This window comes from Pseudomonas sp. R4-39-08 (assembly GCF_003852275.1).
Classification (GTDB): domain Bacteria; phylum Pseudomonadota; class Gammaproteobacteria; order Pseudomonadales; family Pseudomonadaceae; genus Aquipseudomonas.
Genome location: NZ_CP027733.1, coordinates 4,409,741 through 4,435,971, shown reverse-complemented (window position 1 = coordinate 4,435,971; position 26,231 = coordinate 4,409,741). Strand labels below are relative to the sequence as shown.

The 26,231-nt window shown below is 56.0% G+C and carries 20 protein-coding genes, 6 tRNA genes and 3 rRNA genes; 22 read left to right on the top strand and 7 right to left on the bottom strand.

Annotated elements, in window-relative coordinates; translation table 11 throughout:
- The first annotated feature begins 148 nt into the window (after window positions 1-148).
- The 8 genes from ltaE (at window position 149) to mgtE (ending at window position 7,902) form a co-directional block, all read left to right on the top strand.
- Window positions 149-1,153, top strand: coding sequence for a low-specificity L-threonine aldolase (gene ltaE, locus C4J88_RS20445; protein WP_124407962.1), 1,005 nt, complete (start codon window positions 149-151; stop codon window positions 1,151-1,153).
- Between the two features lie 146 nt (window positions 1,154-1,299).
- Complete coding sequence (gene alaS / locus C4J88_RS20440; RefSeq protein WP_124364043.1) at window positions 1,300-3,918, top strand: alanine--tRNA ligase; 2,619 nt, start codon at window positions 1,300-1,302, stop codon at window positions 3,916-3,918.
- Window positions 3,919-4,015: 97 nt separating this feature from the next.
- Window positions 4,016-5,257 carry an aspartate kinase gene (locus tag C4J88_RS20435; protein ID WP_124368054.1) on the top strand — a complete coding sequence of 414 codons (1,242 nt, stop codon included), beginning with the start codon at window positions 4,016-4,018 and terminating at the stop codon, window positions 5,255-5,257.
- Window positions 5,258-5,431: 174 nt separating this feature from the next.
- Window positions 5,432-5,620 (top strand): carbon storage regulator CsrA, encoded by a 189-nt coding sequence (gene csrA, locus C4J88_RS20430; protein ID WP_003175645.1) that lies wholly within the window; start codon window positions 5,432-5,434, stop codon window positions 5,618-5,620.
- Window positions 5,621-5,682: 62 nt separating this feature from the next.
- Window positions 5,683-5,773: transfer RNA gene (locus C4J88_RS20425), tRNA-Ser, on the top strand.
- 108 nt (window positions 5,774-5,881) lie between these two features.
- A tRNA-Arg gene (locus C4J88_RS20420) sits at window positions 5,882-5,958 on the top strand.
- 73 nt (window positions 5,959-6,031) lie between these two features.
- Window positions 6,032-6,108 (top strand) — tRNA-Arg (locus C4J88_RS20415).
- A 351-nt stretch (window positions 6,109-6,459) separates the two neighbouring features.
- A complete protein-coding gene (mgtE, locus tag C4J88_RS20410; protein ID WP_065892684.1) occupies window positions 6,460-7,902 on the top strand; it encodes a magnesium transporter in 1,443 nt (480 codons plus the stop codon).
- A 100-nt stretch (window positions 7,903-8,002) separates the two neighbouring features.
- On the opposite strand, the gene C4J88_RS20405 is transcribed toward mgtE, so the two are convergent.
- The 3 genes from C4J88_RS20405 to C4J88_RS20395 form a co-directional block, all read right to left on the bottom strand.
- Window positions 8,003-8,329, bottom strand: a complete 327-nt coding sequence (locus C4J88_RS20405) for an Arc family DNA-binding protein (protein WP_003193592.1) — start codon at window positions 8,327-8,329, stop codon at window positions 8,003-8,005.
- A 382-nt stretch (window positions 8,330-8,711) separates the two neighbouring features.
- A complete protein-coding gene (locus C4J88_RS27830; protein WP_124407961.1) occupies window positions 8,712-8,891 on the bottom strand; it encodes a PA3371 family protein in 180 nt (59 codons plus the stop codon).
- Window positions 8,892-8,902: 11 nt separating this feature from the next.
- Window positions 8,903-9,130: a hypothetical protein gene (locus tag C4J88_RS20395; RefSeq protein ID WP_124407960.1), complete on the bottom strand. Its 228-nt coding sequence runs from the start codon at window positions 9,128-9,130 to the stop codon at window positions 8,903-8,905.
- Window positions 9,131-9,453: 323 nt separating this feature from the next.
- Between C4J88_RS20395 and C4J88_RS20390 the strand changes: the two genes are divergently transcribed.
- The 7 genes from C4J88_RS20390 to C4J88_RS20355 all read left to right on the top strand — a co-directional run bounded on the left by C4J88_RS20390 (window position 9,454) and on the right by C4J88_RS20355 (window position 17,139).
- Window positions 9,454-9,530, top strand: a tRNA-Arg gene (locus C4J88_RS20390).
- A 536-nt stretch (window positions 9,531-10,066) separates the two neighbouring features.
- Window positions 10,067-11,603: ribosomal RNA gene (locus C4J88_RS20380) — 16S ribosomal RNA — on the top strand.
- Between the two features lie 161 nt (window positions 11,604-11,764).
- A tRNA-Ile gene (locus tag C4J88_RS20375) sits at window positions 11,765-11,841 on the top strand.
- Between the two features lie 30 nt (window positions 11,842-11,871).
- Window positions 11,872-11,947: transfer RNA gene (locus C4J88_RS20370), tRNA-Ala, on the top strand.
- A 249-nt stretch (window positions 11,948-12,196) separates the two neighbouring features.
- Window positions 12,197-15,088: ribosomal RNA gene (locus C4J88_RS20365) — 23S ribosomal RNA — on the top strand.
- Between the two features lie 168 nt (window positions 15,089-15,256).
- A 5S ribosomal RNA gene (gene rrf / locus C4J88_RS20360) occupies window positions 15,257-15,372 on the top strand.
- Together the 16S, 23S and 5S rRNA genes with 2 tRNA genes alongside form the textbook arrangement of a ribosomal RNA operon.
- A 393-nt stretch (window positions 15,373-15,765) precedes the next feature.
- Window positions 15,766-17,139 carry an MFS transporter gene (locus tag C4J88_RS20355; RefSeq protein WP_124407959.1) on the top strand — a complete coding sequence of 458 codons (1,374 nt, stop codon included), beginning with the start codon at window positions 15,766-15,768 and terminating at the stop codon, window positions 17,137-17,139.
- A 60-nt stretch (window positions 17,140-17,199) separates the two neighbouring features.
- On the opposite strand, the gene C4J88_RS20350 is transcribed toward C4J88_RS20355, so the two are convergent.
- The 4 genes from C4J88_RS20350 to flgA form a co-directional block, all read right to left on the bottom strand.
- Window positions 17,200-17,949, bottom strand: coding sequence for a flagellar brake protein (locus C4J88_RS20350; protein ID WP_124368050.1), 750 nt, complete (start codon window positions 17,947-17,949; stop codon window positions 17,200-17,202).
- Between the two features lie 96 nt (window positions 17,950-18,045).
- Complete coding sequence (locus C4J88_RS20345; RefSeq protein ID WP_124368049.1) at window positions 18,046-18,516, bottom strand: flagella synthesis protein FlgN; 471 nt, start codon at window positions 18,514-18,516, stop codon at window positions 18,046-18,048.
- Window positions 18,517-18,564: 48 nt separating this feature from the next.
- Complete coding sequence (gene flgM, locus C4J88_RS20340) at window positions 18,565-18,888, bottom strand: flagellar biosynthesis anti-sigma factor FlgM (RefSeq protein ID WP_124368048.1); 324 nt, start codon at window positions 18,886-18,888, stop codon at window positions 18,565-18,567.
- A gap of 141 nt (window positions 18,889-19,029) precedes the next feature.
- Window positions 19,030-19,794: a flagellar basal body P-ring formation chaperone FlgA gene (flgA, locus tag C4J88_RS20335; protein ID WP_124407958.1), complete on the bottom strand. Its 765-nt coding sequence runs from the start codon at window positions 19,792-19,794 to the stop codon at window positions 19,030-19,032.
- 75 nt (window positions 19,795-19,869) lie between these two features.
- Here flgA and C4J88_RS20330 point away from each other — a divergent pair, with 75 nt between their 5' ends.
- The 7 genes from C4J88_RS20330 to C4J88_RS20300 all read left to right on the top strand — a co-directional run bounded on the left by C4J88_RS20330 (window position 19,870) and on the right by C4J88_RS20300 (window position 26,135).
- On the top strand, window positions 19,870-20,802 hold the full coding sequence (locus tag C4J88_RS20330) for a chemotaxis protein CheV (RefSeq protein WP_124368046.1): 933 nt from the start codon (window positions 19,870-19,872) through the stop codon (window positions 20,800-20,802).
- A gap of 43 nt (window positions 20,803-20,845) precedes the next feature.
- Entirely contained in the window at window positions 20,846-21,673 is an 828-nt protein-coding gene (cheR, locus tag C4J88_RS20325) for a protein-glutamate O-methyltransferase CheR (protein ID WP_124364034.1), read from the top strand.
- 306 nt (window positions 21,674-21,979) lie between these two features.
- The gene (flgB, locus tag C4J88_RS20320) at window positions 21,980-22,387 is read left to right on the top strand and encodes a flagellar basal body rod protein FlgB (RefSeq protein WP_057726450.1); all 408 of its coding nucleotides are present in this window, start codon (window positions 21,980-21,982) and stop codon (window positions 22,385-22,387) included.
- A 3-nt stretch (window positions 22,388-22,390) separates the two neighbouring features.
- Entirely contained in the window at window positions 22,391-22,834 is a 444-nt protein-coding gene (flgC, locus tag C4J88_RS20315) for a flagellar basal body rod protein FlgC (RefSeq protein ID WP_024076985.1), read from the top strand.
- A 16-nt stretch (window positions 22,835-22,850) separates the two neighbouring features.
- The gene (gene flgD, locus C4J88_RS20310) at window positions 22,851-23,570 is read left to right on the top strand and encodes a flagellar hook assembly protein FlgD (protein WP_124368045.1); all 720 of its coding nucleotides are present in this window, start codon (window positions 22,851-22,853) and stop codon (window positions 23,568-23,570) included.
- Window positions 23,571-23,601: 31 nt separating this feature from the next.
- Window positions 23,602-24,912: a flagellar hook protein FlgE gene (flgE, locus tag C4J88_RS20305; RefSeq protein ID WP_124368044.1), complete on the top strand. Its 1,311-nt coding sequence runs from the start codon at window positions 23,602-23,604 to the stop codon at window positions 24,910-24,912.
- Window positions 24,913-25,091: 179 nt separating this feature from the next.
- Window positions 25,092-26,135 (top strand): hypothetical protein, encoded by a 1,044-nt coding sequence (locus C4J88_RS20300; protein WP_124368043.1) that lies wholly within the window; start codon window positions 25,092-25,094, stop codon window positions 26,133-26,135.
- The last annotated feature ends 96 nt before the right edge of the window (window positions 26,136-26,231 follow it).

Sequence of the window (26,231 nt, the reverse complement as noted above, 5' to 3'; positions counted from 1 at the left end):
CAAAAACTGCACGGTTGCCGTATCGATAAGCTATATCGGTTTGTTTGGTGGGTATTCGATTGAATGCAGCGGGGACTTGATATTGCGTGGCTTTGCCCGCAGTAATCACTCACAAAAGGACTTATCCATTCCGTTAGAGGCCCCCTTCATGACCGTGATCGACCTGCGCAGCGACACCGTGACCCAACCCACCCCCGGTATGCTCGATGCGATGGCTAGCGCCGTCAGCGGTGATGACGTCTACGGCGAAGACCCCAGCGTCAACCGACTGGAGGCTGAGTTGGCCAGGCGCCTGGGCTTTGCGGCCGCGCTGTTCGTGCCCACCGGCACCATGAGCAACCTGCTGGCGTTGATGGCCCACTGTGAGCGCGGCGAGGAATACATCGTCGGGCAACAGGCCCACACCTACAAATACGAAGGGGGCGGGGCGGCCGTGCTGGGTTCGATCCAGCCGCAGCCGCTGGAGGTGCAGCCAGACGGTTCCCTGGACCTCGACCAGGTGCTGGCAGCGATCAAACCCGATGATTTTCACTTCGCCCGCACGCGCTTGCTGGCGCTGGAAAACACCATGCAAGGCAAAGTGCTGCCATTGGCATACCTGGCCAAGGCGCGGGCGTTTACCCGTGAACACGGCCTGGCGTTGCATCTGGATGGCGCGCGGCTCTACAACGCAGCGGTCAAGCTGGGCGTGGACGCGCGGGAAATTGCCGGGCATTTCGACTCAGTGTCGGTGTGCCTGTCCAAGGGGCTCGGCGCGCCGGTCGGCTCGGTGCTGTGCGGTTCCACGGCATTGATCGCCAAGGCACGGCGTCTGCGCAAGATGGTCGGCGGCGGCATGCGCCAGGCCGGTTCACTGGCGGCGGCAGGCCTGTATGCCCTGGATCACCAGGTGCAGCGTTTGGCCGATGACCACGCCAATGCGCAGTGGCTGGGGGATGAGTTGCGCCAGGCGGGTTATACGGTGGAGCCGGTGCAGACCAACATGGTCTATGTGCAGATCGGTGACCGGGCCCAGGAGTTGAAAGCGTTTGCCGCCGAGCGCGGGATCAAGTTGAGCGCCGCTCCGCGCCTGCGCATGGTGACGCACCTGGACGTCAGCCGGGCGCAGATTGAGCAAGTCGTGCAGACATTCGTCGCATTTTCGCAGAAATGACAGTGCAGGCCGTCTAATTGACTGCTTCTATCACATAAACACGCTGTACCACCGGCAAAGGGCCGATATAATGCGGCCCTTTGCCGTCGCTTCGTCTGATGATGTTGCGCACTGGCCTTTGGCCGCAGCCTCCGTGGAAGAACCTAATGAAAAGCGCAGAAATCCGTGAAGCCTTCCTCCGCTTCTTCGAAGAGCAAGGCCACACCCGTGTAGCCTCAAGCTCCTTGATCCCAGGCAATGACCCCACCCTGCTGTTCACTAACGCGGGGATGAACCAGTTCAAGGACTGTTTCCTGGGCCAGGAAAAACGCGCCTACACTCGCGCCACCAGCAGTCAGAAGTGCGTACGCGCCGGCGGCAAGAACAGTGACCTGGAAAACGTGGGTTACACCGCGCGCCACCACACCTTCTTCGAAATGCTGGGTAACTTCAGCTTCGGCGATTATTTCAAGAAAGACGCGATCACCTTCGCCTGGACCTTCCTGACCGGCGTTCTGAAACTGCCCAAGGAAAAGCTCTGGGTAACCGTCTATGCCACGGATGACGAAGCGTATGACATCTGGACCCAGCAAATCGGCGTGCCCGCCGAGCGCATGATCCGCATCGGCGACAACAAAGGCGCGCCGTACGCCTCCGATAACTTCTGGACCATGGGCGACACCGGCCCTTGCGGCCCCTGCACCGAGATTTTCTACGATCACGGCGCCGACATCTGGGGTGGCCCGCCGGGTTCGCCGGATGAAGACGGCGACCGCTACATCGAAATCTGGAACAACGTGTTCATGCAGTTCAACCGCACCGCTGATGGCGTGTTGCATCCGTTGCCGGCACCGTCGGTGGACACCGGCATGGGGCTGGAACGGATCAGTGCGGTCATGCAGCACGTTCATTCCAACTATGAAATCGACCTGTTCACCAACCTGTTGAGTGCATCGGCTGCGGCCATTGGCTGCGCCAATGAAGGCCAGTCTTCGCTCAAGGTCGTATCGGACCACATCCGCTCCTGCGGTTTCCTGATTGCCGATGGGGTGCTGCCGTCCAACGAAGGCCGTGGCTATGTGCTGCGCCGCATTATCCGTCGCGCCTGCCGTCACGGTAACAAACTGGGCGCTACCGGCAGCTTCTTCTACAAGATCGTGGCTGCCCTGGTGGCCGAGATGGGCGATGCCTTCCCGGAACTGAAGCAGCAACAAGCCAACATCGAGCGGGTGCTCAAGGCTGAGGAAGAGCAGTTCTCCAAGACCCTGGAGCACGGCCTGAAAATTCTCGAGCAGGACCTGGCTGAACTCAAAGGCACCGTGGTGCCGGGCGATGTGGTGTTCAAGCTCTACGACACCTATGGTTTCCCGATGGACCTGACCGCCGACATCGCCCGTGAGCGTGAGCTGACCGTCGATGAGGCCGGCTTCGAGCGTGAGATGGAAGCCCAGCGTGTGCGTGCGCGTTCCGCCAGCTCGTTTGGCCTGGACTACAACACCCTGGTCAAGGTTGATGTGCCTACCGAGTTCATCGGCTACAAGGCTACCGCCGGCGCAGCCAAAATCGTTGCCATTTATAAAGACGGCAAGTCAGTCGATGTGCTGAACGAGGGCGATGAAGCGGTAGTGGTTCTGGACCAGACGCCGTTCTACGCGGAGTCGGGCGGGCAAATCGGTGACTGTGGTTTCCTCAGCTCGACGTCCGGTCGTTTCGACGTGCGCGACACCACCAAGACCGGTGGTGCGTTCCTGCACCATGGTGTGTTGGTACTGGGCAACCTGGTCGTCGGCGCGCCAGTCGAGACTCAGGTCGATGCCGATGTACGGCATGCAACCGCGTTGAACCACTCGGCTACTCACTTGCTGCACGCTGCATTGCGTCAGGTGCTGGGCGAGCATGTTCAGCAGAAGGGCTCGTTGGTCGACAGCCAGCGCCTGCGTTTCGACTTCAGCCACTTCGAAGCGATCAAGCCTGATCAGATCAAGGCGCTGGAAGATATCGTCAACGCCGAGATCCGTAAGAACACCCCGGTTGAAACCGAGGAGACGGATATCGAAACCGCCAGGAACAAGGGCGCCATGGCGCTGTTTGGCGAGAAGTATGGCGATGAAGTACGCGTACTGAGCATGGGCGGCAGTTTCTCGGTGGAACTGTGTGGCGGTATCCACGCCAACCGCACCGGTGACATTGGCCTGTTGAAAATCATCAGCGAAGGCGGTGTGGCCTCCGGTGTGCGTCGTATCGAGGCAGTCACCGGTGCCGCGGCGCTGGCCTACCTCAATGCAGCCGAAGAACAACTCAAGGAAGCGGCCGGCCTGGTCAAGGGTAGCCGTGACAATCTGATCGACAAGCTGTCCGCCGTGCTTGAGCGCAACCGTGCGCTGGAGAAACAGCTGGAGCAGTTGCAAGCCAAGGCGGCCAGTGCTGCGGGCGACGATCTGTCGGCCTCGGCGGTTGACGTCAAGGACGTAAAAGTCCTGGCGGCGCGCCTGGACGGTCAGGACGGCAAGGCGTTACTGGCCTTGGTCGATCAGTTGAAGAACAAGCTCGGCCGCGCAGTGATCCTGCTCGGCAGTGTCCATGAGGATAAGGTCGTGCTGGTTGCCGGTGTAACCAAGGACCTGACTGGCCAACTCAAAGCCGGTGATTTGATGAAGCAAGCCGCTGCGGCAGTGGGCGGCAAGGGCGGTGGTCGTCCGGACATGGCGCAAGGTGGCGGGGTAGATGCCGGCGCCCTGGACGCGGCGCTGGCCTTGACCGTGCCGTTTGTCGAGGCAGGTATTTAAGGCGCTGTTAATGAGCCCATGGTCTAGTCGTGGGCTCGCTCGGTTGCTGGAAGATTCGTTTATTGGGCGCCCCTTTACGGGCTGAGGCGGCTTAGAAATGGCTTTGATCGTACAGAAATTCGGAGGCACCTCGGTCGGTTCTGTCGAAAGAATCGAGCAGGTGGCCGACAAGGTTAAGAAGTTCCGTGATGCCGGCGACGACCTGGTGGTGGTGCTGTCGGCCATGAGCGGCGAGACCAATCGCCTGATCGACCTGGCCAAGGCCATCAGCGGTGATCAACAACCGCTCCCGCGTGAGCTGGACGTGATTGTGTCCACTGGTGAGCAGGTAACCATTGCGCTGCTGGCCATGGCCCTGAACAAGCGTGGTGTGCCAGCGGTGTCCTACACTGGGAGTCAGGTGCGCATCCTTACCGACAGCGCACATACCAAGGCGCGCATCCTGCAGATCGACGATCAGAAGATTCGTGCTGATCTGAAGGCTGGGCGCGTGGTCGTGGTAGCGGGTTTCCAGGGTGTTGACGAGCAGGGCAATATCACCACGCTTGGGCGTGGCGGTTCGGACACCACGGGCGTGGCACTGGCAGCGGCTCTCAAGGCTGACGAATGCCAGATCTATACCGATGTCGATGGCGTCTACACCACCGACCCGCGCGTCGTGTCCGTGGCCCAGCGCCTGGACAAGATCACCTTTGAAGAGATGCTGGAAATGGCCAGCCTCGGTTCCAAGGTGCTGCAGATTCGTGCGGTGGAATTCGCCGGCAAGTACAACGTTCCGCTGCGCGTATTGCACAGCTTCAAAGAGGGGCCGGGCACCCTCATTACTATTGATGAAGAGGAATCCATGGAACAGCCGATCATTTCCGGCATCGCTTTCAACCGCGATGAAGCCAAGCTGACGATCCGTGGCGTGCCAGACACCCCGGGTGTGGCCTTCAAGATCCTCGGTCCTATCAGCGGCGCGAATATCGAAGTCGACATGATCGTGCAGAACGTTTCGCACGATAACACCACCGATTTCACCTTCACCGTGCACCGCAACGAGTACGATGCGGCCGAGCGTATCCTGCAGAACACTGCAAGCGAGATCGGCGCCCGTGAAGTGATCGGCGATACCAAGATTGCCAAGGTGTCGATCGTGGGTGTGGGCATGCGCTCCCATGCCGGTGTTGCCAGTCGCATGTTCGAAGCGCTGGCCAAGGAAAGCATCAACATCCAGATGATCTCCACGTCGGAAATCAAAGTCTCGGTAGTGATTGAAGAAAAATACCTGGAACTGGCCGTGCGCGCGCTGCATACCGCTTTTGAGCTGGACGCTCCGGCCCGACAGGGCGAGTGATGCGATGCCAGGAAGGCGCGGCTTACCGCGCCTTTCATTTTTTTGTAGGGCGCATGTTCTTTTGCGTGGGCTCGACAATACTTAGGCGGTAGGGCTACGGCCTTTTGGTTGTAGGTCGAATGCCTTTTTTTTGCAGACTGTTGTTCCTGAAATGAATTGCGTGAGGTGAAAGGTATGTTGATTCTGACTCGTCGTTGCGCAGAAAGCCTGATTATCGGTGATGGCGAAATCACCGTGACCGTGCTCGGCGTCAAAGGCAATCAAGTGCGTATCGGGGTTAACGCTCCGAAAGAGGTAGCGGTCCATCGCGAGGAAATCTACCTGCGGATCAAGAAAGAGAAGGACGAAGAACCAAGCCTTTAATTTTTATCGTTTTTTATGTTTGCAAACGGGGAGGAACGTGGTTAATATACGCCCCGTGTTGCGGAGAGCTGGCCGAGTGGCCGAAGGCGCTCCCCTGCTAAGGGAGTACACCTCAAAAGGGTGTCGGGGGTTCGAATCCCCCGTTCTCCGCCATTATTTGCTTAGTACGTTGCAATCTGGTTTTTTCGGTAAGTTGTTGAAATTGATCGAAAAAATAGCTTTACATAGAGATTGAACGGCCTATAATGCGCGGCAACAAATGCACTCGTAGCTCAGCTGGATAGAGTACTCGGCTACGAACCGAGCGGTCACAGGTTCGAATCCTGTCGAGTGCACCATTTAAGAGTCAATTGCAGCAATGCAGATGGCTTGGTTTCAACCAGTTGTGATCTGGTCTAAAAAACACACTCTGCACTCGTAGCTCAGCTGGATAGAGTACTCGGCTACGAACCGAGCGGTCACAGGTTCGAATCCTGTCGAGTGCACCATACAAACAAAAAGCCCGCCTAGTGCGGGCTTTTTGCCGTCTGGGGTTTGTGTAGGCTTTATCCTGGCGTACGTCTTTTTCTGTTTCCCTTGTGTTTTCCCTTCCCGCTGCGTCGTCGCAGTTCATAGATGTAGCCAGCACTCAGCTTTGGCTTGCAAGCGCTTGTTCTTTCCAGTTTTTTTTTGACGTTAAAAGCGGCCGAGCGGTGTATCATGCGCCGGTCAGCCCCGCCGGGGCTTGTGGAATGCCTCCATGGACTTACCCAGTAGTTACTCAGTATCCCGCTTTACCAATCATGAATTGACTGATTGATTCTTCCGGCGCGCTCCGCTGCTGGGAGTGGAGTTCGCCTATGACCGAAGTAGAAGTAAAGAAAACACAAGAAAGCCTGCAGGATCGCCTGGCTCAAGTTATCGAGCTGCTGCAGCGCCAGCGCGTGGTCGAAGACCTCACGCACCGCCAGGAAGGTCCGCACCACGACCGCGTCGAAAACCTGGTTCACCGGCAAAATCTCGTCGAGCTGCAACGCAAACTCGATGACCTGCACTCCGCCGACGTTGCTTATATTCTCGAAGCCTTGCCGCTGGATGATCGCCTGACGCTCTGGCAGTTGGTCAAGGCTGATCGCGACGGCGACATTCTCCTCGAAGTATCTGATTCGGTCCGTGAAACCCTGATCGCCGACATGGACGATCATGAGCTCCTGGCTGCGGCCAAGGAGATGGATGCGGACGAGCTGGCCGACCTGGCGCCTGAATTGCCGCGCGATGTTGTTCATGAGCTGATGGAGGCGTTGGACACTCAGCAGCGTGAGCGTGTGCGTTCCGCACTGTCTTATGATGAAGACCAGGTCGGCGCGCTGATGGACTTCGAGATGGTCACCATCCGCGAAGACGTCAGCCTGGAAGTGGTACTGCGCTACCTGCGCCGTCTCAAAGAGCTGCCGGGGCATACCGACAAGCTGTTTGTGGTCGACTATGAAGGCATTCTCAAGGGCGTATTGCCCATCAAGCGCCTGCTGGTAAATGATCCGGAGAAGAGAGTTGCTGACCTGATGGCCAGCGATACCGTGAGCTTTCACCCGGATGAAGATGCCTACGACGCAGCCCAGGCTTTTGAGCGTTACGACTTGATCTCTGCCCCGGTGGTGGACAAGAACGGCAAGTTGATCGGCCGTTTGACGATTGACGAAATCGTTGACCTTATTCGCGAAGAGAGTGAAACCGAAGTCCTCAACATGGCGGGTTTGCGTGAAGAGGAAGATATTTTCGCGTCAGTCTGGCGGTCGCTGCACAACCGTTGGGCTTGGTTGGCCGTTAACCTGATTACTGCATTTATCGCCTCCCGCGTGATCGGGCTGTTCGAGGGCTCCATCGAAAAGTTGGTGGCCCTGGCGGCGTTGATGCCGATTGTGGCCGGCATCGGCGGTAACTCCGGTAACCAGACCATCACCATGATCGTACGCGCCATGGCGCTGGATCAGGTCAGTACCGCCAACTCTTCGCGTCTGCTGCGCAAGGAGCTGGCCGTGGGGCTCATCAACGGCCTGGTGTGGGGAGGGGTAATCGGCGTGGTGGCTTACTTGCTATATGGCAGTTGGTCGCTGGGTGTGGTGATGACCGCTGCAATGACCCTCAATTTGCTTCTGGCTGCCCTCATGGGGGTTTTGATCCCTATGACCCTGGCGCGTCTGGGGCGCGATCCTGCCATGGGGGCCAGCGTGATGATCACGGCCATGACTGACAGTGGTGGCTTCTTCATCTTCCTGGGCTTGGCTACGATCTTCCTGCTCTGACCTTTCCTGCGGGGGCAAATCTGCCCTCGCATTGCTTTCTTGCTCAACTCCCACGCAAAAAAAAGCCAGCACATGGCTGGCTTCGACTTTCAGCTGCAAATCAATTGGCTTCTGCGGCCGCCTCTACGTCGTGCGCGATCAGCGAGACGAGAGCATTTTGCTGGCGGTGGGAAAGCTGACGAAAACGCTGCAGCAGTTCGCGTTCGTGCAGTGACAGCTCTGGGCTGTCCAGGCGCATGCTCAACTCTTCACCCAAGGCACCTTCCTGAATAAGGCTCTGTTCCAGGCGAGCGATGATTTCGGAGTTCATGCTGCGATGATGATTGCGAGCCACCTCGGCAATGCGTTCCCGCATTCCGTCTGGCAGACGTACGACGAACTTGTCAGCCGTACGGCTGGAATAAATTGCCTGTTTCAATGGGCGCATATATTTAACCGGTTAGTTCAGGGGAGCGGTTTTTGGAATTGGCCGCAAGATGAGTGTTAAGACAAGGCTCACGACCAAAGTTCAACCCGAATTGCAAAGAGGCCGCATCATGCCTCAGATTTGACATTTCCTTGGCGTCAATTCTGTGACAAATATTGAACCGCCTAAAGGCTTTATGCCAGCACTGATTTGCATTTTTGCGGACTGGTTGGAAAAGTTTTCGCGTTGGGTCGGGTATTCCTGATCTTCGCGCAAGCCTTATCCGAAATCGGGTTGAAGAGCGCACGCCCTAAGCGACATGGCCTTTTGCCTCATCTGTAAGGGTAGTGGCAGTTTGCTGATTTGCTAGCGCAAAGCGACATAAGGTCGGGCTGGAGGGGGATTAGCGCAGTATGGGGTCGAATTTTATCCGCCGCCCGAGGGCGAGCGTCAGGATCAGGAGGCATCCAAAAACAGCACTGGCGATGAACGCCAGGGTGCGAGTGTTTTGCATAGCATTACTTAAGCCCAGTAGGGCGGTTGCGAGCGTCAGGCACAAAAAAAACCATGCAGATTTGGACATGAGTAGCGCTCTCAGAAAACCCAGTGTTCGGATGTTGGGGTGGCTTGGGTGCCTTGGGTTAAGCGAATAGGGGATTGAGGGTCGGCTGTCATCACCGCCAGCTGTGGTCTTTGCTGCAGGTGGTGCGGTACGGCCTGGGTGATTTGAGCCGGGTCTTGCAATTTGGCTGGGAAGAAATGAAAAGTTACCAGCGCAGTCAGTGCCATTGCGTTGAGGGCGAGTAGTAGGGCGCTGTTCATAGTCTTCTTCTCCGTATGCCTTGGCCAAATGGGTTTATGGGAGAAGTGTTGCAGGTCGCGTGCCAACTGATTTATTCAATATAATCAATGGGTTATATTGGTTTATGGGGAGTCGTATAGTGCAATTTGCAATGATGGCACTTTGGGGGGAGTGCATTTTGCACGACGGCATAGGCCGCCCGGATTGTATTGGGCTGCGCTACCGCATGCTTGCAAGCGTTGGCTTACGATCAAAAAGCCAAGGGATGACATGACAAAAACTACCTTGCCCGTTAACATGCACGCCGTCCGTCGTTGAGCCTTTGGCTTGTCGATTGCGATTTGTCCCAGTAGCTCAATTGGATAGAGCATCCCCCTCCTAAGGGGAAGGTTGGCCGTTCGAACCGGCCCTGGGACACCATTCCTCAGTTGTTGTCTTGTTGCGTTCGTCAATATCAAATCAATCGCTTAGCTTCCTGACTGTAGCCGTGAGAAGTGCGGCGGTATTCAGTTGCTGGTCGGTGGGCGATCGAATCGCGATGATCCTGGGTCGTCCTTTTGTTTCCTCTATATAGAGGGCGGTGGAATGGAAAAGAATTCTCAGGTTTTCGATTTAACTGCTTGACGCTCCTGCTTAAAGCTGTAAAATTCGCCTCCCGCTTACGAGAGATCGCAAGCGCAAGTGGTTGAAGTTGTTGAAGAAATCTTCGAAAACTTCTGAAAATAACCGCTTGACAGCAAATGAGGCTGCTGTAGAATGCGCGCCTCGGTTGAGACGAATAGCTCTTAACCAACCGCTCTTTAACAACTGAATCAAGCAATTCGTGTGGGTGCTTGTGGAGTCAGACTGATAGTCAACAAGATTATCAGCATCACAAGTTACTCCGCGAGAAATCAAAGATGTAACCAACGATTGCTGAGCCAAGTTTAGGGTTTCTTAAAAACCCAAAGATGTTTGAACTGAAGAGTTTGATCATGGCTCAGATTGAACGCTGGCGGCAGGCCTAACACATGCAAGTCGAGCGGTAGAGAGAAGCTTGCTTCTCTTGAGAGCGGCGGACGGGTGAGTAATGCCTAGGAATCTGCCTGGTAGTGGGGGATAACGTTCGGAAACGGACGCTAATACCGCATACGTCCTACGGGAGAAAGCAGGGGACCTTCGGGCCTTGCGCTATCAGATGAGCCTAGGTCGGATTAGCTAGTTGGTGAGGTAATGGCTCACCAAGGCGACGATCCGTAACTGGTCTGAGAGGATGATCAGTCACACTGGAACTGAGACACGGTCCAGACTCCTACGGGAGGCAGCAGTGGGGAATATTGGACAATGGGCGAAAGCCTGATCCAGCCATGCCGCGTGTGTGAAGAAGGTCTTCGGATTGTAAAGCACTTTAAGTTGGGAGGAAGGGCAGTTACCTAATACGTGATTGTTTTGACGTTACCGACAGAATAAGCACCGGCTAACTCTGTGCCAGCAGCCGCGGTAATACAGAGGGTGCAAGCGTTAATCGGAATTACTGGGCGTAAAGCGCGCGTAGGTGGTTTGTTAAGTTGGATGTGAAATCCCCGGGCTCAACCTGGGAACTGCATTCAAAACTGACTGACTAGAGTGTGGTAGAGGGTGGTGGAATTTCCTGTGTAGCGGTGAAATGCGTAGATATAGGAAGGAACACCAGTGGCGAAGGCGACCACCTGGACCAACACTGACACTGAGGTGCGAAAGCGTGGGGAGCAAACAGGATTAGATACCCTGGTAGTCCACGCCGTAAACGATGTCAACTAGCCGTTGGGAGCCTTGAGCTCTTAGTGGCGCAGCTAACGCATTAAGTTGACCGCCTGGGGAGTACGGCCGCAAGGTTAAAACTCAAATGAATTGACGGGGGCCCGCACAAGCGGTGGAGCATGTGGTTTAATTCGAAGCAACGCGAAGAACCTTACCAGGCCTTGACATCCAATGAACTTTCCAGAGATGGATTGGTGCCTTCGGGAACATTGAGACAGGTGCTGCATGGCTGTCGTCAGCTCGTGTCGTGAGATGTTGGGTTAAGTCCCGTAACGAGCGCAACCCTTGTCCTTAGTTACCAGCACGTCATGGTGGGCACTCTAAGGAGACTGCCGGTGACAAACCGGAGGAAGGTGGGGATGACGTCAAGTCATCATGGCCCTTACGGCCTGGGCTACACACGTGCTACAATGGTCGGTACAGAGGGTTGCCAAGCCGCGAGGTGGAGCTAATCCCAGAAAACCGATCGTAGTCCGGATCGCAGTCTGCAACTCGACTGCGTGAAGTCGGAATCGCTAGTAATCGCGAATCAGAATGTCGCGGTGAATACGTTCCCGGGCCTTGTACACACCGCCCGTCACACCATGGGAGTGGGTTGCACCAGAAGTAGCTAGTCTAACCTTCGGGAGGACGGTTACCACGGTGTGATTCATGACTGGGGTGAAGTCGTAACAAGGTAGCCGTAGGGGAACCTGCGGCTGGATCACCTCCTTAATCGACGGCATCAGCTGCTTCATGAGCTCCCACACGAATTGCTTGATTCATTGAAGAAGACGAAAAGAAGCAGCCCAAAGTGTTGTAGCTTAGTTGGTTAGAGCGCACCCCATGCTTTGTGGTAAAGAGCAGGGTGAGGTCGGCCTTAGCAGCTCGAAATTGGGTCTGTAGCTCAGTTGGTTAGAGCGCACCCCTGATAAGGGTGAGGTCGGCAGTTCGAATCTGCCCAGACCCACCAATTTTGTGTGGGAAACGCCTGTAGAAATACGGGGCCATAGCTCAGCTGGGAGAGCGCCTGCCTTGCACGCAGGAGGTCAACGGTTCGATCCCGTTTGGCTCCACCACTACTGCTTCTGTTTGTAGAAAGCTTAGAAATGAGCATTCCATCGTTGTGATGGTGAATGTTGATTTCTAGTCTTTGACTAGTTCGTTCTTTAAAAATTTGGGTATGTGATAGAAAGATAGACTGGACGTTACTTTCACTGGTAACGGCTCAGGCTAAGGTAAAATTTGTGAGTCGCTCTTAATTGAGTATGATCGAATTTTCGGCGAATGTTGTCTTCACAGTATAACCAGATTGCTTGGGGTTATATGGTCAAGTGAAGAAGCGCATACGGTGGATGCCTTGGCAGTCAGAGGCGATGAAAGACGTGGTAGCCTGCGAAAAGCTTCGGGGAGTCGGCAAACAGACTTTGATCCGGAGATGTCTGAATGGGGGAACCCAGCCATCATAAGATGGTTACCTTACACTGAATACATAGGTGTATGGAGCGAACCAGGGGAACTGAAACATCTAAGTACCCTGAGGAAAAGAAATCAACCGAGATTCCCTTAGTAGTGGCGAGCGAACGGGGACTAGCCCTTAAGTGGCTTTGAGATTAGCGGAACGCTCTGGAAAGTGCGGCCATAGTGGGTGATAGCCCTGTACGCGAAAATCTCTTAGTCATGAAATCGAGTAGGACGGAGCACGAGAAACTTTGTCTGAATATGGGGGGACCATCCTCCAAGGCTAAATACTACTGACTGACCGATAGTGAACTAGTACCGTGAGGGAAAGGCGAAAAGAACCCCGGAGAGGGGAGTGAAATAGATCCTGAAACCGTATGCGTACAAGCAGTGGGAGCCTACTTTGTTGGGTGACTGCGTACCTTTTGTATAATGGGTCAGCGACTTATTTTCAGTGGCGAGCTTAACCGAATAGGGGAGGCGTAGCGAAAGCGAGTCTTAATAGGGCGTCTAGTCGCTGGGAATAGACCCGAAACCGGGCGATCTATCCATGGGCAGGTTGAAGGTTGGGTAACACTAACTGGAGGACCGAACCGACTACCGTTGAAAAGTTAGCGGATGACCTGTGGATCGGAGTGAAAGGCTAATCAAGCTCGGAGATAGCTGGTTCTCCTCGAAAGCTATTTAGGTAGCGCCTCATGTATCACTGTAGGGGGTAGAGCACTGTTTCGGCTAGGGGGTCATCCCGACTTACCAAACCGATGCAAACTCCGAATACCTACAAGTGCCGAGCATGGGAGACACACGGCGGGTGCTAACGTCCGTCGTGAAAAGGGAAACAACCCAGACCGTCAGCTAAGGTCCCAAAGTTATGGTTAAGTGGGAAACGATGTGGGAAGGCTTAGACAGCTAGGAGGTTGGCTTAGAAGCAGCCACCCTTTAAAGAAAGCGTAATAGCTCACTAGTCGAGTCGGCCTGCGCGGAAGATGTAACGGGGCTCAAACCATACACCGAAGCTACGGGTATCACGTAAGTGATGCGGTAGAGGAGCGTTCTGTAAGCCTGTGAAGGTGAGTTGAGAAGCTTGCTGGAGGTATCAGAAGTGCGAATGCTGACATGAGTAACGACAATGGGTGTGAAAAACACCCACGCCGAAAGACCAAGGTTTCCTGCGCAACGTTAATCGACGCAGGGTTAGTCGGTCCCTAAGGCGAGGCTGAAAAGCGTAGTCGATGGAAAACAGGTTAATATTCCTGTACTTCTGGTTATTGCGATGGAGGGACGGAGAAGGCTAGGCCAGCTTGGCGTTGGTTGTCCAAGTTTAAGGTGGTAGGCTGGAATCTTAGGTAAATCCGGGATTCTAAGGCCGAGAGCTGATGACGAGTTGTCTTTTAGACGACGAAGTGGTTGATGCCATGCTTCCAAGAAAAGCTTCTAAGCTTCAGGTAACCAGGAACCGTACCCCAAACCGACACAGGTGGTTGGGTAGAGAATACCAAGGCGCTTGAGAGAACTCGGGTGAAGGAACTAGGCAAAATGGCACCGTAACTTCGGGAGAAGGTGCGCCGGTGAGGGTGAAGGACTTGCTCCGTAAGCTCATGCCGGTCGAAGATACCAGGCCGCTGCGACTGTTTATTAAAAACACAGCACTCTGCAAACACGAAAGTGGACGTATAGGGTGTGACGCCTGCCCGGTGCCGGAAGGTTAATTGATGGGGTTAGCTAACGCGAAGCTCTTGATCGAAGCCCCGGTAAACGGCGGCCGTAACTATAACGGTCCTAAGGTAGCGAAATTCCTTGTCGGGTAAGTTCCGACCTGCACGAATGGCGTAACGATGGCGGCGCTGTCTCCACCCGAGACTCAGTGAAATTGAAATCGCTGTGAAGATGCAGTGTATCCGCGGCTAGACGGAAAGACCCCGTGAACCTTTACTATAGCTTTGCACTGGACTTTGAATTTGCTTGTGTAGGATAGGTGGGAGGCTTTGAAGCGTGGACGCCAGTTCGCGTGGAGCCAACCTTGAAATACCACCCTGGCAACTTTGAGGTTCTAACTCAGGTCCGTTATCCGGATCGAGGACAGTGTATGGTGGGTAGTTTGACTGGGGCGGTCTCCTCCTAAAGAGTAACGGAGGAGTACGAAGGTGCGCTCAGACCGGTCGGAAATCGGTCGTAGAGTATAAAGGCAAAAGCGCGCTTGACTGCGAGACAGACACGTCGAGCAGGTACGAAAGTAGGTCTTAGTGATCCGGTGGTTCTGTATGGAAGGGCCATCGCTCAACGGATAAAAGGTACTCCGGGGATAACAGGCTGATACCGCCCAAGAGTTCATATCGACGGCGGTGTTTGGCACCTCGATGTCGGCTCATCACATCCTGGGGCTGAAGCCGGTCCCAAGGGTATGGCTGTTCGCCATTTAAAGTGGTACGCGAGCTGGGTTTAGAACGTCGTGAGACAGTTCGGTCCCTATCTGCCGTGGACGTTTGAGATTTGAGAGGGGCTGCTCCTAGTACGAGAGGACCGGAGTGGACGAACCTCTGGTGTTCCGGTTGTCACGCCAGTGGCATTGCCGGGTAGCTATGTTCGGAATAGATAACCGCTGAAAGCATCTAAGCGGGAAACTAGCCTCAAGATGAGATCTCACTGGGACCTTGAGTCCCCTGAAGGGCCGTCGAAGACTACGACGTTGATAGGTTGGGTGTGTAAGCGCTGTGAGGCGTTGAGCTAACCAATACTAATTGCCCGTGAGGCTTGACCATATAACACCCAAGCAATTTGTTGCTCCTAGTTGAAAGACGAAAGAGGCCAGATTGCGGTGTGTGAAGACGCAATGAACCGAAAGTTCGAGGCTCACAAAACACCGACTTCTATCCCATACCCAATTTGCTGAAGCGAGGCCATCTGGTCACGACTCAGTACCCGAATTTCTTGACGACCATAGAGCATTGGAACCACCTGATCCCATCCCGAACTCAGTAGTGAAACGATGCATCGCCGATGGTAGTGTGGGGTTTCCCCATGTGAGAGTAGGTCATCGTCAAGATTAAATTCCGAAACCCCATTTGCGAAAGCAGGTGGGGTTTTGTTTTGGGCGGTCGAAACCCTCACACCTCTTGCAAACGCCAGCCTGCTCGCGAGATCGCCGACGCCAATGCGAATGTACCGGTAAGGCTCTATATCCTATAGAGCGCTCTATTCTGGCCTTTTATGGCAGATACCTAAAGACCAGTCGAACCTTGGCTATGATCAAGGTTCACAGATGGTGCGTTGTATATTTATCTCCACTTCATGTACCTCGCAGACACGCATACAGCGTCTGAACGGTTAAGCAAAATAATCCCGGAAACGGCTCATGCCGCCTGTCCGGACCCGACCACTGCGGACTATCATGCCGATAGCCCTGTCCCCTCACTGCAAGGAGCCGCTCGGAACGCCGATGCGCCAAATCTGGAAATCTTTTCGAGCCCTCTATTTCGCCTCCCTGATGATGCTGATCGGCTCCGGCCTGCTCAGTACTTATCTGGCCTTGCGTTTGGCGGCGGATAACGTCGATAGCCTGTGGGTCGGTGCGCTGATGGCGGCCAACTACTTTGGCCTGGTGCTGGGCGGCAAGATCGGACACCGTTTGATTGCGCGTGTCGGGCATATACGCGCCTACGCGACCTGCGCCGGTATCGTCGGCGCGGCCGTGCTGGGTCATGGCTTGATCGATTGGCTACCGGCGTGGATCGTACTGCGGGTGATTGTGGGCCTGGGAATGATGTGCCAGTACATGGTCATCGAAAGCTGGCTCAACGAGCAGGCCGATGCCAAGCAGCGCGGCGTAGTGTTCAGCGGCTACATGATCGCCTCCTACCTCGGTCTGGTGCTGGGCCAACTGATCCTAGTCATGCATCCCCACCTGGGTCTTGAACTGCTGATGCTGGTGGCGCTGTGCTTCGCCCTGTGCCTGGTGCCGGTGGCCATGACCCGCCGCATTCACCCGGCACCATTGCACCCGGCGCCGATGGAGCCGCGTTTCTTTATCAAGCGTGTGCCCCAGTCGCTCAGCACAGTGCTGGGGGCAGGGCTGATCGTCGGCTCTTTCTATGGCTTGGCACCGCTCTATGCCTCCCAGCAGGGGTTGACGACCGAACAGGTCGGTTTGTTCATGGGCTCCTGTATTTTCGCGGGACTGCTCGTGCAGTGGCCGCTGGGCTGGTTGTCGGACCGCTATGACCGCGCACTGCTGATTCGCTGCTTTGCCTTGTGTTTGGCGGTGGCGGCGTTGCCTCTGGCGATCATGACCCAGGTCCCTCTGGAAATGCTGTTCGTGGCGGGCTTCCTATGTTCACTCGTGCAGTTTTGTCTTTACCCGTTGGCAGTGGCGTTTTCCAACGACCATGTGGAAGGTGATCGCAGGGTGTCGCTGACCGCTATGTTGCTGGTGACTTACGGCATTGGGGCCAGTATCGGGCCGCTTCTGGCGGGCGTGCTGATGAAGCTGTTCGGCAGCCAGATGCTGTACGCCTTCTTCAGTTTGTGTGCGTTGATCCTGGTATGGCGTATTCGGCCGAAGGCGGTGACTAACCTGCACCAGGTAGACGATGCGCCGCTGCATCACGTGGCGATGCCTGACAGCATGTCCAGTTCGCCGTTGGTGGCCGCCCTTGACCCACGGGTAGATGAGCAGGTGGTACAGGAGCAGATGCAGGCCACTGTTCCTGAGCCAGAGCCCGAACCCACGGTGGACGAGGCGGTTGCGCAGACGCCACCGGAATCAACGGACCCGGACGATCACCCCCATGATTTGAGCAGGGCACGCCCCTGAACGAAAAAACGGGCAGATCCCATCAGGATCTGCCCGTTTTTTTACAGCTGCGTCCAAGGCTTAAAAATCGTCATCCTTGTCGAAGCGTCGAGCTTCGCGCTGCAGTTGATACACAAAACGCTCCACCTGGCGCTGCACCAGGCCGCTCATGTTATGGAAGCGCACACCCGCGAAGGTGGTATTGATCTTGTCTTCGAAATGCAGGTAACGCAGCTCGACAGCGGTGGTCATGTTGCCGAACGGCAGCGCGGCGACAAAACGGTCATAGACTTGGCCCAGCTGCAAGCGGTCGGAAATGTCGCCTTCAAAGCGCAATTTGCATCCGGTGGCCGAGATATCCAGCAGCTTGCCGTTGAACGGTGCCTTGAGCTTCTCGCCGCCCAGTTCGATGTTCACCAATTGCGCCAGCTTCAATGCAGCGCGAAATGCGTTACGACGTTGATGGTAAACCACCTCGCCGGGCATGCTGCCAGTGTAGATACGGTGGCCGTCTTTTTCGCTGATGCTCAGCGTGCCGTTACTTTCCCAGGCGACCCGCACGCCATCATGGAAACCCTCGATGCGGAAGGGCTCGCCATTTTCCAGGTAACGTTCACCATCGCGCGGGATCATTTCGTCCAGTGCCAGCGTCTTGTTATCCCGATCGATATCCACCAGATAGCTTTGGAAGCGTTGGCTGCGTTCGTGGAAAGTGATGATCAATGGATCATGGCTTTCCTGGAGCATTCGCAAAGTGCTGGCGATTTCCAGAGGCGTGGTGAGGACCTTCGGTGGCTGCGGTGCATCTTCCGCATTAAGGGCGTTAAACACAGTTGTTCCATCTCCAGGCAAAATACGACTACACGCAAGAACCGGCATTTTGCCAGTATGTAGCGCACCTTGGATAGCTCGCGCTGTAAACCGGCGTCAGGCTTGGCTGCGGGTGCTTGGCTTGACCAGGCGTGAAGTGGAACCTTGGGCGTTATACAGGGCCGGTGGCTCGCCGCCGTGAAGGATGCGTAACTGGTTGGCGGTGGTGGCTTGCTGAAGTTGGATCGACTGGCCGTTGAGCAGATTGGCTTCCTGGCACTGGGCGAGCAACTGATTGAGTTCTTTGCTTTGCGCCAGCAATTGATCGCCGACCGAAGAATGACTCGCCAGCTGTGCCAGGCCGTCGTGATCGGCGGGCAGGCCCAGGCTGGTGAGGATTTCGCTGCGCTTCTTGCCGTGCTGTTCGAGCAGCACAATCAGCGACTGTTTGCGCGCCAGTATTTCTTCGAGCAAAGGCATATCCCGGCCATACAGGGCCAGGGATTCCTCTTTGAGCAGCTCGAGCAATTGCTGCGTCGGCGCCAGATCATCAATGATCAGTTGAAGCAAATGTTCGTCGTGGTGCATGGCTGGCCTTGGGTTTTAAGCGTCCAGAAGCCCAGCGCAGGCCTTTGCCTAGCGCTCGGCTTCGAAGTTAAGCAGCTTGCTGGCTACACGGTTGCTGTCGACCGTATAAGTGCCATCGGCGATTGCCTGTTTCAACTCGGCCACACGGGCTTTATTGACAATCGGTTGATCGCGCAGCGAGTCAGTGACCTTCTGCAACTGTTGAGCCTCATTGCTCAGGTGTACCGATTCCCCACTCTGGCTCGCGCTTGCTTGCTCTGCCTTGGCGGGCAAGGGCTGGGACTTGGCTTCTACGCTGTCCTTGGTACCGTTGGTGCGCGTGTTGCCTGGTAAGGGCTGAGTGCTGTTCAAACGATTGAAATCAATGACCATGATAAAAAAACCTCTGGGTAGTGGACGCTTGCCATGTTTTCGGCCATACCCAAACAAACTTTAGGCTTTAGTGACAATAAACCTGTACGGCGCGGCATCCAACCCACAGTGTAGGAAAAGCGGGCAATTGATTCCAGTCATCTATAGCGCCACCTCGACTTGGCCGGGGGCCGTCACCCGCGCCTTGATCACACGGTTGGAGTTGAGGTTCTTGACCCGGATCTGTTCGCTCATACCGCCATTGGACAGCGCTTCCCCCGGCATTCTTACGTTCAAACCGCCGCTGCTGGCGGAAATCACCACTTGGTCACCCTTGCGAATCACTTCCGCCTGCTCCAGATGCACCAGCGTGATCACCTGATCGGTGACCATTGGTCGGGTGAGTCGCTGCCCGACAGCCTGTTCCAGGGAGGTCAAGTAACCCTGGTTGATCAGGCTGATATCCCGTTCACGCAGCACAACGTCGTCATAGCCAATAATGCCGGTGCGCTTCAAAGGGCGCGCCACCACGACCACGTCGCGGAACAATTTGACCTGGGCCGGCACAAACACCGTCCAGGGGGAGGCGCTCTCACAGCGGACTTTAACGGTTACCCGACCGATGGGCTGGGCGGGACTTTCCAGGGTGGCTGTCAATTCCTTGTCGCACATTGGCAGGCGCAGACGCGGGTCCAATGGGTTGACCTGGATTTCATAGCGCCCCGGTGTCTGGGTGGTTGCCAGATAATCTTCTACAGTGAATTCAAGAAAGCCCTGGGTGACGCCGATAAGTAGATCAGGCAGGGTGACGTTGTCGGCACGAGCCGCGACGCCCACGCCCCAGACAAGCAGCGCCATCGCGGCGCAGAGCAGTCTGCGGTACTTTGGGCGGCTTGGACGTCGGGAAACTGTCATTTTAATATCCATAGCCAAGCAAATTGCAAAGCTCGTGCCGTTTAGTGTTGGGTACGCATCGTACCTCTGGGATTTAGGAGTCTGGGCATGGCAGGAGTAATGGATTCAGTAAACCAGCGCACACAGCTGGTAGGGCAGAATCGCCTGGAGTTGTTGCTATTTCGCCTGGACGGCAAGCAGCTGTACGGCATTAACGTGTTCAAAGTGCGGGAAGTGTTGCAGTGCCCCAAGCTGACGATCATGCCTAAATCCAGTCCGGTGGTATGCGGCGTAGCCAATATCCGTGGCGCAACCATTCCGATTCTTGATTTGGCAATGGCCACCGGCTCCGCTGGTTTGCAGGACCGTCAGAGCCCGTTCGTCATCATTACCGAATACAACACCAAGACCCAGGGGTTCCTGGTGCGCTCGGTGGAACGTATCGTCAATATGAACTGGGAAGAGATCCATCCGCCGCCCAAGGGCACCGGGCGCGATCATTACCTGACGGCCGTGACGCGGGTTGATAACCAGTTGGTGGAAATCATCGACGTAGAGAAAATTCTCGCCGAAGTCGCGCCCACGTCGGAGACCATCTCGGTCGGTGTGGTGGATGCCGAGACAGCGCACAAGGCGGTGTCCCTGCGCGTGTTGACCGTGGACGACTCCTCTGTCGCCCGCAAGCAGGTCACGCGTTGCCTGCAAACCATCGGCGTCGACGTGGTGGCCCTCAATGACGGGCGCCAAGCCTTGGATTACCTGCGCAAGTTGGTCGATGAGGGCAAGAAGCCGGAAGAAGAATTTCTGATGATGATCTCCGACATTGAAATGCCGGAAATGGACGGCTATACCCTTACAGCTGAAATACGCAACGATCCACGCATGCAAAAATTACATATCATCCTGCATACTTCGTTGTCGGGGGTATTCAATCAGGCAATGGTCAAGAAGGTCGGCGCAGATGACTTCCTGGCCAAATTCCGGCCTGATGACCTCGCATCCCGGGTAGTCGACCGGATCAAGGCAGCAGATCACGGCTAGAGGGATTTCCCCTGGCGGTCACACGATTTAAGAGGCGGTATCATTGTCTACGGGTAATTTGGATTTCGAACAGTTCCGGGTCTTCCTGGAAAAAGCCTGTGGCATATTGCTCGGTGAAAACAAGCAATACCTGGTATCCAGCCGTCTCAACAAACTGATGGAACAGCAGGGCATCAAGTCCCTGGGTGAGTTGGTCCAGCGGATCCAGGGGCAGCCGCGCAGCGGGCTCAAGGAGATGGTGGTCGATGCCATGACCACTAACGAAACCCTGTGGTTTCGCGATACCTACCCGTTTGAGGTGCTCAAGAACAAAGTGCTGCCGGCGGCCATCAAGGCCAGCCCGGGCCAGCGCCTGCGTATCTGGTCGGCGGCGTGCTCTTCCGGGCAGGAACCGTATTCGATCTCGATGTCCATCGACGAGTTCGAACGGACCAACATGGGACAGTTGAAGGCCGGCGCGCAAATCGTCGCGACCGACTTGTCCGGCACCATGCTCACCAACTGCAAGACGGGTGAATACGATAGCCTGGCCCTTGGCCGGGGTTTGTCCCCGGAGCGTCTGCAGCGCTACTTTGATCCGAAAGGGGCAGGGCGCTGGGCGATCAAGGCGCCGATCAAGAATCGCGTGGAGTTCCGCTCGTTCAACCTGCTCGACAGCTACGCCAGCCTGGGCAAGTTCGACATGGTGTTCTGCCGCAACGTGCTGATTTATTTCTCGGCCGAAGTGAAGAAGGACATCCTGTTGCGCATCCATGGCACGCTCAAGCGTGGCGGGTATCTGTTCCTCGGCGCTTCGGAAGCCTTGAACGGATTGCCGGATCACTACCAGATGGTGCAGTGCAGTCCGGGAATCATCTACCAGGCCAAATAAGCAGTAAGCAGTCAAAATGTGGGAGGGGGCTTGCCCCCGATGGCGGTGGTTCAGTTGATATCTTTATCACTGATACACCGCCATCGGGAGCAAGCCCCCTCCCACATTTGTTTTGCCACCATCCCACCGGAAGCGGCAAATTGTATTGCCGCTTTACTGACGCCACGCGGAAAGTACTTGCCGCTTTTCTGGCATTGCCACCGGCAGCCTCCCCGCCAGCCCTTGATATACGGGCTCCCCGCAGTTTGGCATGCACCTTGCTATAGCCCTGTTAACGAATAGCAGGTCAGCCTAAAGGTTTCCGCCATGAGCATCAGCTTCGATAAAGCGCTCGGTATCCACGAACAAGCCCTGGGCTTCCGCGCCCAGCGTGCCGAAGTCCTGGCCAACAACATTGCCAACGCCGATACCCCGAACTACAAGGCTCGGGATCTGGACTTCTCCGCCGTGCTCGCCGCGCAGCAGGACAAGACCAAGAACGGCACCTTCGCCTTGAACATGACCAACAGCCGTCATATCGAAGCGCAAGGCCTGAGCAGTGGTGACGAGTCGCTGCTGTATCGCACGCCCATGCAGCCATCGATCGACCAGAACACCGTCGATGCCCAGCTGGAACAATCGAACTATGCCGAAAATTCGGTGAATTTCCAGGCCAGCTTTACCCTGCTCAACAGCAAATTCAAAGGGCTGATGTCAGCCCTGCGTGGAGAATAAGCCATGTCCCTGTCCAGTGTTTTCAATATTGCCGGCAGTGGCATGAGCGCGCAGACCACGCGTTTGAACACCGTCGCCAGTAACATCGCCAACGCCGAGACCGTGTCTTCGAGCATTGACCAGACTTACCGCGCCCGGCATCCAGTGTTCGCCACCATGTTCCAGGGCGGCCAGAGCGGCGGCAGTGATTCGTTGTTCCAGAACCAGGATGCCGCCGGTCAAGGCGTACAGGTGCTGGGCGTGGTCGAAGACCAGAGCAACCTCGAGGCGCGTTACGAGCCCAACCATCCGGCGGCGAACGAAAAGGGTTACGTCTACTACCCCAACGTCAACGTGGTCGAGGAAATGGCCGACATGATTTCCGCCAGTCGCTCGTTCCAGACCAACGCGGAAATGATGAACACCGCCAAAACCATGATGCAGAAGGTCCTGACCCTGGGTCAGTGATAAGGGGCGCCAAATAATGGCCATCGTTGATACGTCGAACAATACGGCAGTCCAGGACCTCTTCAATTCCAAGGTCAAGGACGCTTCAAACAATGTAGCGAATGTTTCCAAGGCCGCCACCGGCGACCAGGCCCTCGGCAAGGATGCATTCCTGCAACTGCTGGTGACCCAGCTGAAAAACCAGAACCCCTTGTCGCCGCAGGATAACGGTGCGTTCGTGGCCCAGCTGGCGCAGTTCAGCAGCCTGGAAGGCATCAATACCCTGAATGACTCGGTGAATAACATCTCGAGCAACTTCAGTTCTTCCCAGGCGCTGCAGGCTTCGTCGCTGGTAGGACGCTCGATCATCACCCAGACCGACAAGGCGCTGGTCGATACCAGCAAGAGCATGACCGGTTCGGTGGCGGTGACAGCGGCGACGGGCAATGTCTCGGTCAAGATCACCGATAAAGACGGCAACGTGGTGCGCACCCTCGATCTGGGCGCTCAGAGCGCAGGGACTTCGGACTTTATCTGGGATGGCAAGAACGAAGCGGGTGAGGTGGCCCCAGCCGGTACTTACACCTTCGCGGCCTCCACCAAGAATGACAAGGGCGATGCGGTTGCCCTGGCCACTTCGCTGCCGGCAACCGTCACCAGCGTGACGCTGAGCAAGACCGGCGGCGAGATGCTGCTGAACCTGGCAGGCGGCATGGGCAGCGTCAAGCTGTCGCAAATTCAGACTATCGGTACATAGAGCCGGCTAAATACGGCAGAGGGAGAGAAACATGTCTTTTAATATCGGCCTTAGCGGCCTCTATGCGGCCAACAAACAACTGGACGTGACCGGCAACAACATCGCCAACGTCGCGACCACGGGTTTCAAGTCGTCTCGTGCAGAGTTCGCGGATATCTACGCGGCGTCCAAACTGGGCACCGGCCAGAACAGCATCGGCAATGGTGTGAACCTGGCCGCGGTGTCCCAGCAATTCACCCAGGGTGACGTTAACGGCAGCGGCGGTATCCTGGACATGGCGATCCAGGGCGGTGGCTTCTTCGTACAGAAGGGCAGCGACGGTTCGCTGGAGTACACCCGCAGCGGTGCCTTCCGTGCCGACAAAGACGGCTTCATCACCAACAACACGGGTACCTCGCGCCTGCAGGGTTACGCAGCGGATGATGACGGCAAGATCATCAAGGGCGGGCTCACCGACCTGCAACTGAACCTGACTAACCTGCCGCCCAAGGCGTCCACCAAGGTGGACTCCACCAGTAACCTGAATTCCTCGGAGCCTGTGATCGACCAAACGGCCAAGCCGTTCGACCCCACCAAGACCGATACCTTCACCACTCAATACAGCACCACTTTGTACGACTCCCAGGGCAACGCGCACCCAATGGTGCAGTACCTGGTGAAAACCGACGGCAACAAGTGGAATGCCTACACCCTGATCGACGGTCGCAATCCTGATGGTTCGGCACCGACGGGCACCCCATCGACCCCGCCTGTGGCGTCGACATTGACCTTCGATGGCGCGGGCAAACTCACCAGCGTGGTGACCGGTGGTGTGTCCGATAAGACGCTCACCGTTGCAGGCTGGGTGCCGGGCACAGTGACTAATGGTGTGTGGAAGGCTAACGGCGCGAACGCCAACCCGGGCGGGATTGCCGTCAACATGGCCAACATTACCCAATACAATTCGGCCACCTACCGTAACCCTCCGGTCACCGATGGCTATGCCACCGGCCAGATCACCGGCCTGAAGATCGACGGTAACGGCGTAATGTTCGCCACCTTCAGCAATCAGCAGAGCAAGGCCATCGGCCAGATCTCGCTGGCCAGCTTCAATAACGAACAAGGCCTGCAACCTGCCGGCAGCACCACCTGGAAAGAGACCTTCGCTTCGGGCCAGCCTGGGTACGACACCCCACAAGCCGGCACCTTGGGTTCGATCGTGGCCAACTCCCTGGAGAACTCCAACGTCAACCTGACCAACGAGCTGGTGGACCTGATCAAGGCCCAGAGCAACTACCAGGCGAACGCCAAGACCATCTCCACCCAGAGCACCATCATGCAGACCATCATTCAGATGACGTGATGCGGTAGCGCTCGACAAGAAGCCCCTCTTAGGAGGGGCTTTTTTGTGGGCGTAAGAAAATAGCCTGCGGCACATCGGGTAACGCCCGGAAATGCTTGAGAAGGAACGCTTCAATCCTGGCGCACCACTGATCGGGCAACGGCCCTGGGGGGCTCAAGAATCAGTGAGGAGGGCTTGGTATGTGGAGCTCAGGAATATCTGCGCCAGGTGCTGGACGCATAAATCATGTACCGGTCATTGCGCGTAGGGAGTCAGCTCCCCCCGAACCTGCTGGTGAAGTGTCCGCGGTCAAGACATTACTCAACCAGTTGTTCGATGCCGAACAAGGCTCCAAGACCCAGACGGCTCAGGATTTGCGCGACAAGTTGAATGAGCTGCGCCAGAAACTGGGTGATGAGAAATTCAAGGAAGTGCTTAACAAGCTGATCCAGGAAGCGGATGACAAATTCCTTGAGTTCCTCAAACGGATGCTGGAGGAATGGTTTCCCAATGATGATGTAGCACCGCCTGCCCCGCCGCCGCCGGGAGGTCGCGGTGGTGGAGGAGGTGGCGGCGGTAGAGTGAGCCCGGAGGGATTTGGTCCTGTCGAGTCCATGAGCAACAAGCCGATTACCGAAGGCTCAAAGCATTTCAATTACAAGCCTGATAACAGTAATCCGGGGAAAAAGCCGGACAATATCTGGAGTGGCTTCAGCCAGGGGCCTGATGGCAATTGCGTTACCGTTTCTGCAATAAAGGCCGCCATGATGCATTTCGGCCAGAAACCGACAGACATTTACAAAAGTGTGAAAGAGACCGCCAATGGTTACGAGGTGGTCATGAGGGACAGCGACAAGGTCTACAAGTTAACCAAGGACGAATTGCAACAAGCGGCAACCTATGCACGATTTAAGGGTGATGATCCACAAATGATGACGGATGCCAACTTCATGTTTGCGATGAGTGCCAAGCGGGCACAAATGGAGAACAACGATGGCACGGCTGGGAAGGGTTTTATTGAAGCGATGAAAAGTGTGAACGATGGTGAGTACTCTCGTGAAGGGTTAGACCGTTTGGGGCTCAGGAATCATTACAGGCAGGCTACGGATGCCGACTTGCGAAGCAGCAAGGTGGGTACAGTCGCGTACGGGGGGCATTCCATGGCGGTGATCAACGGGCGGGTTGAGTTGTGGGGCCGTCGAGGCGGTGTGCCTCAGGCGGGTATCGCAACCGTATTGTTTTAGCCGCGCACGAACGTTTCACCAGGCAAAAGAAAGCCCCCGATACACCAGAGGCCTATCGGGGGCTTTTCAGCCTTGGGGTCAAACCCAGGGCGTGCT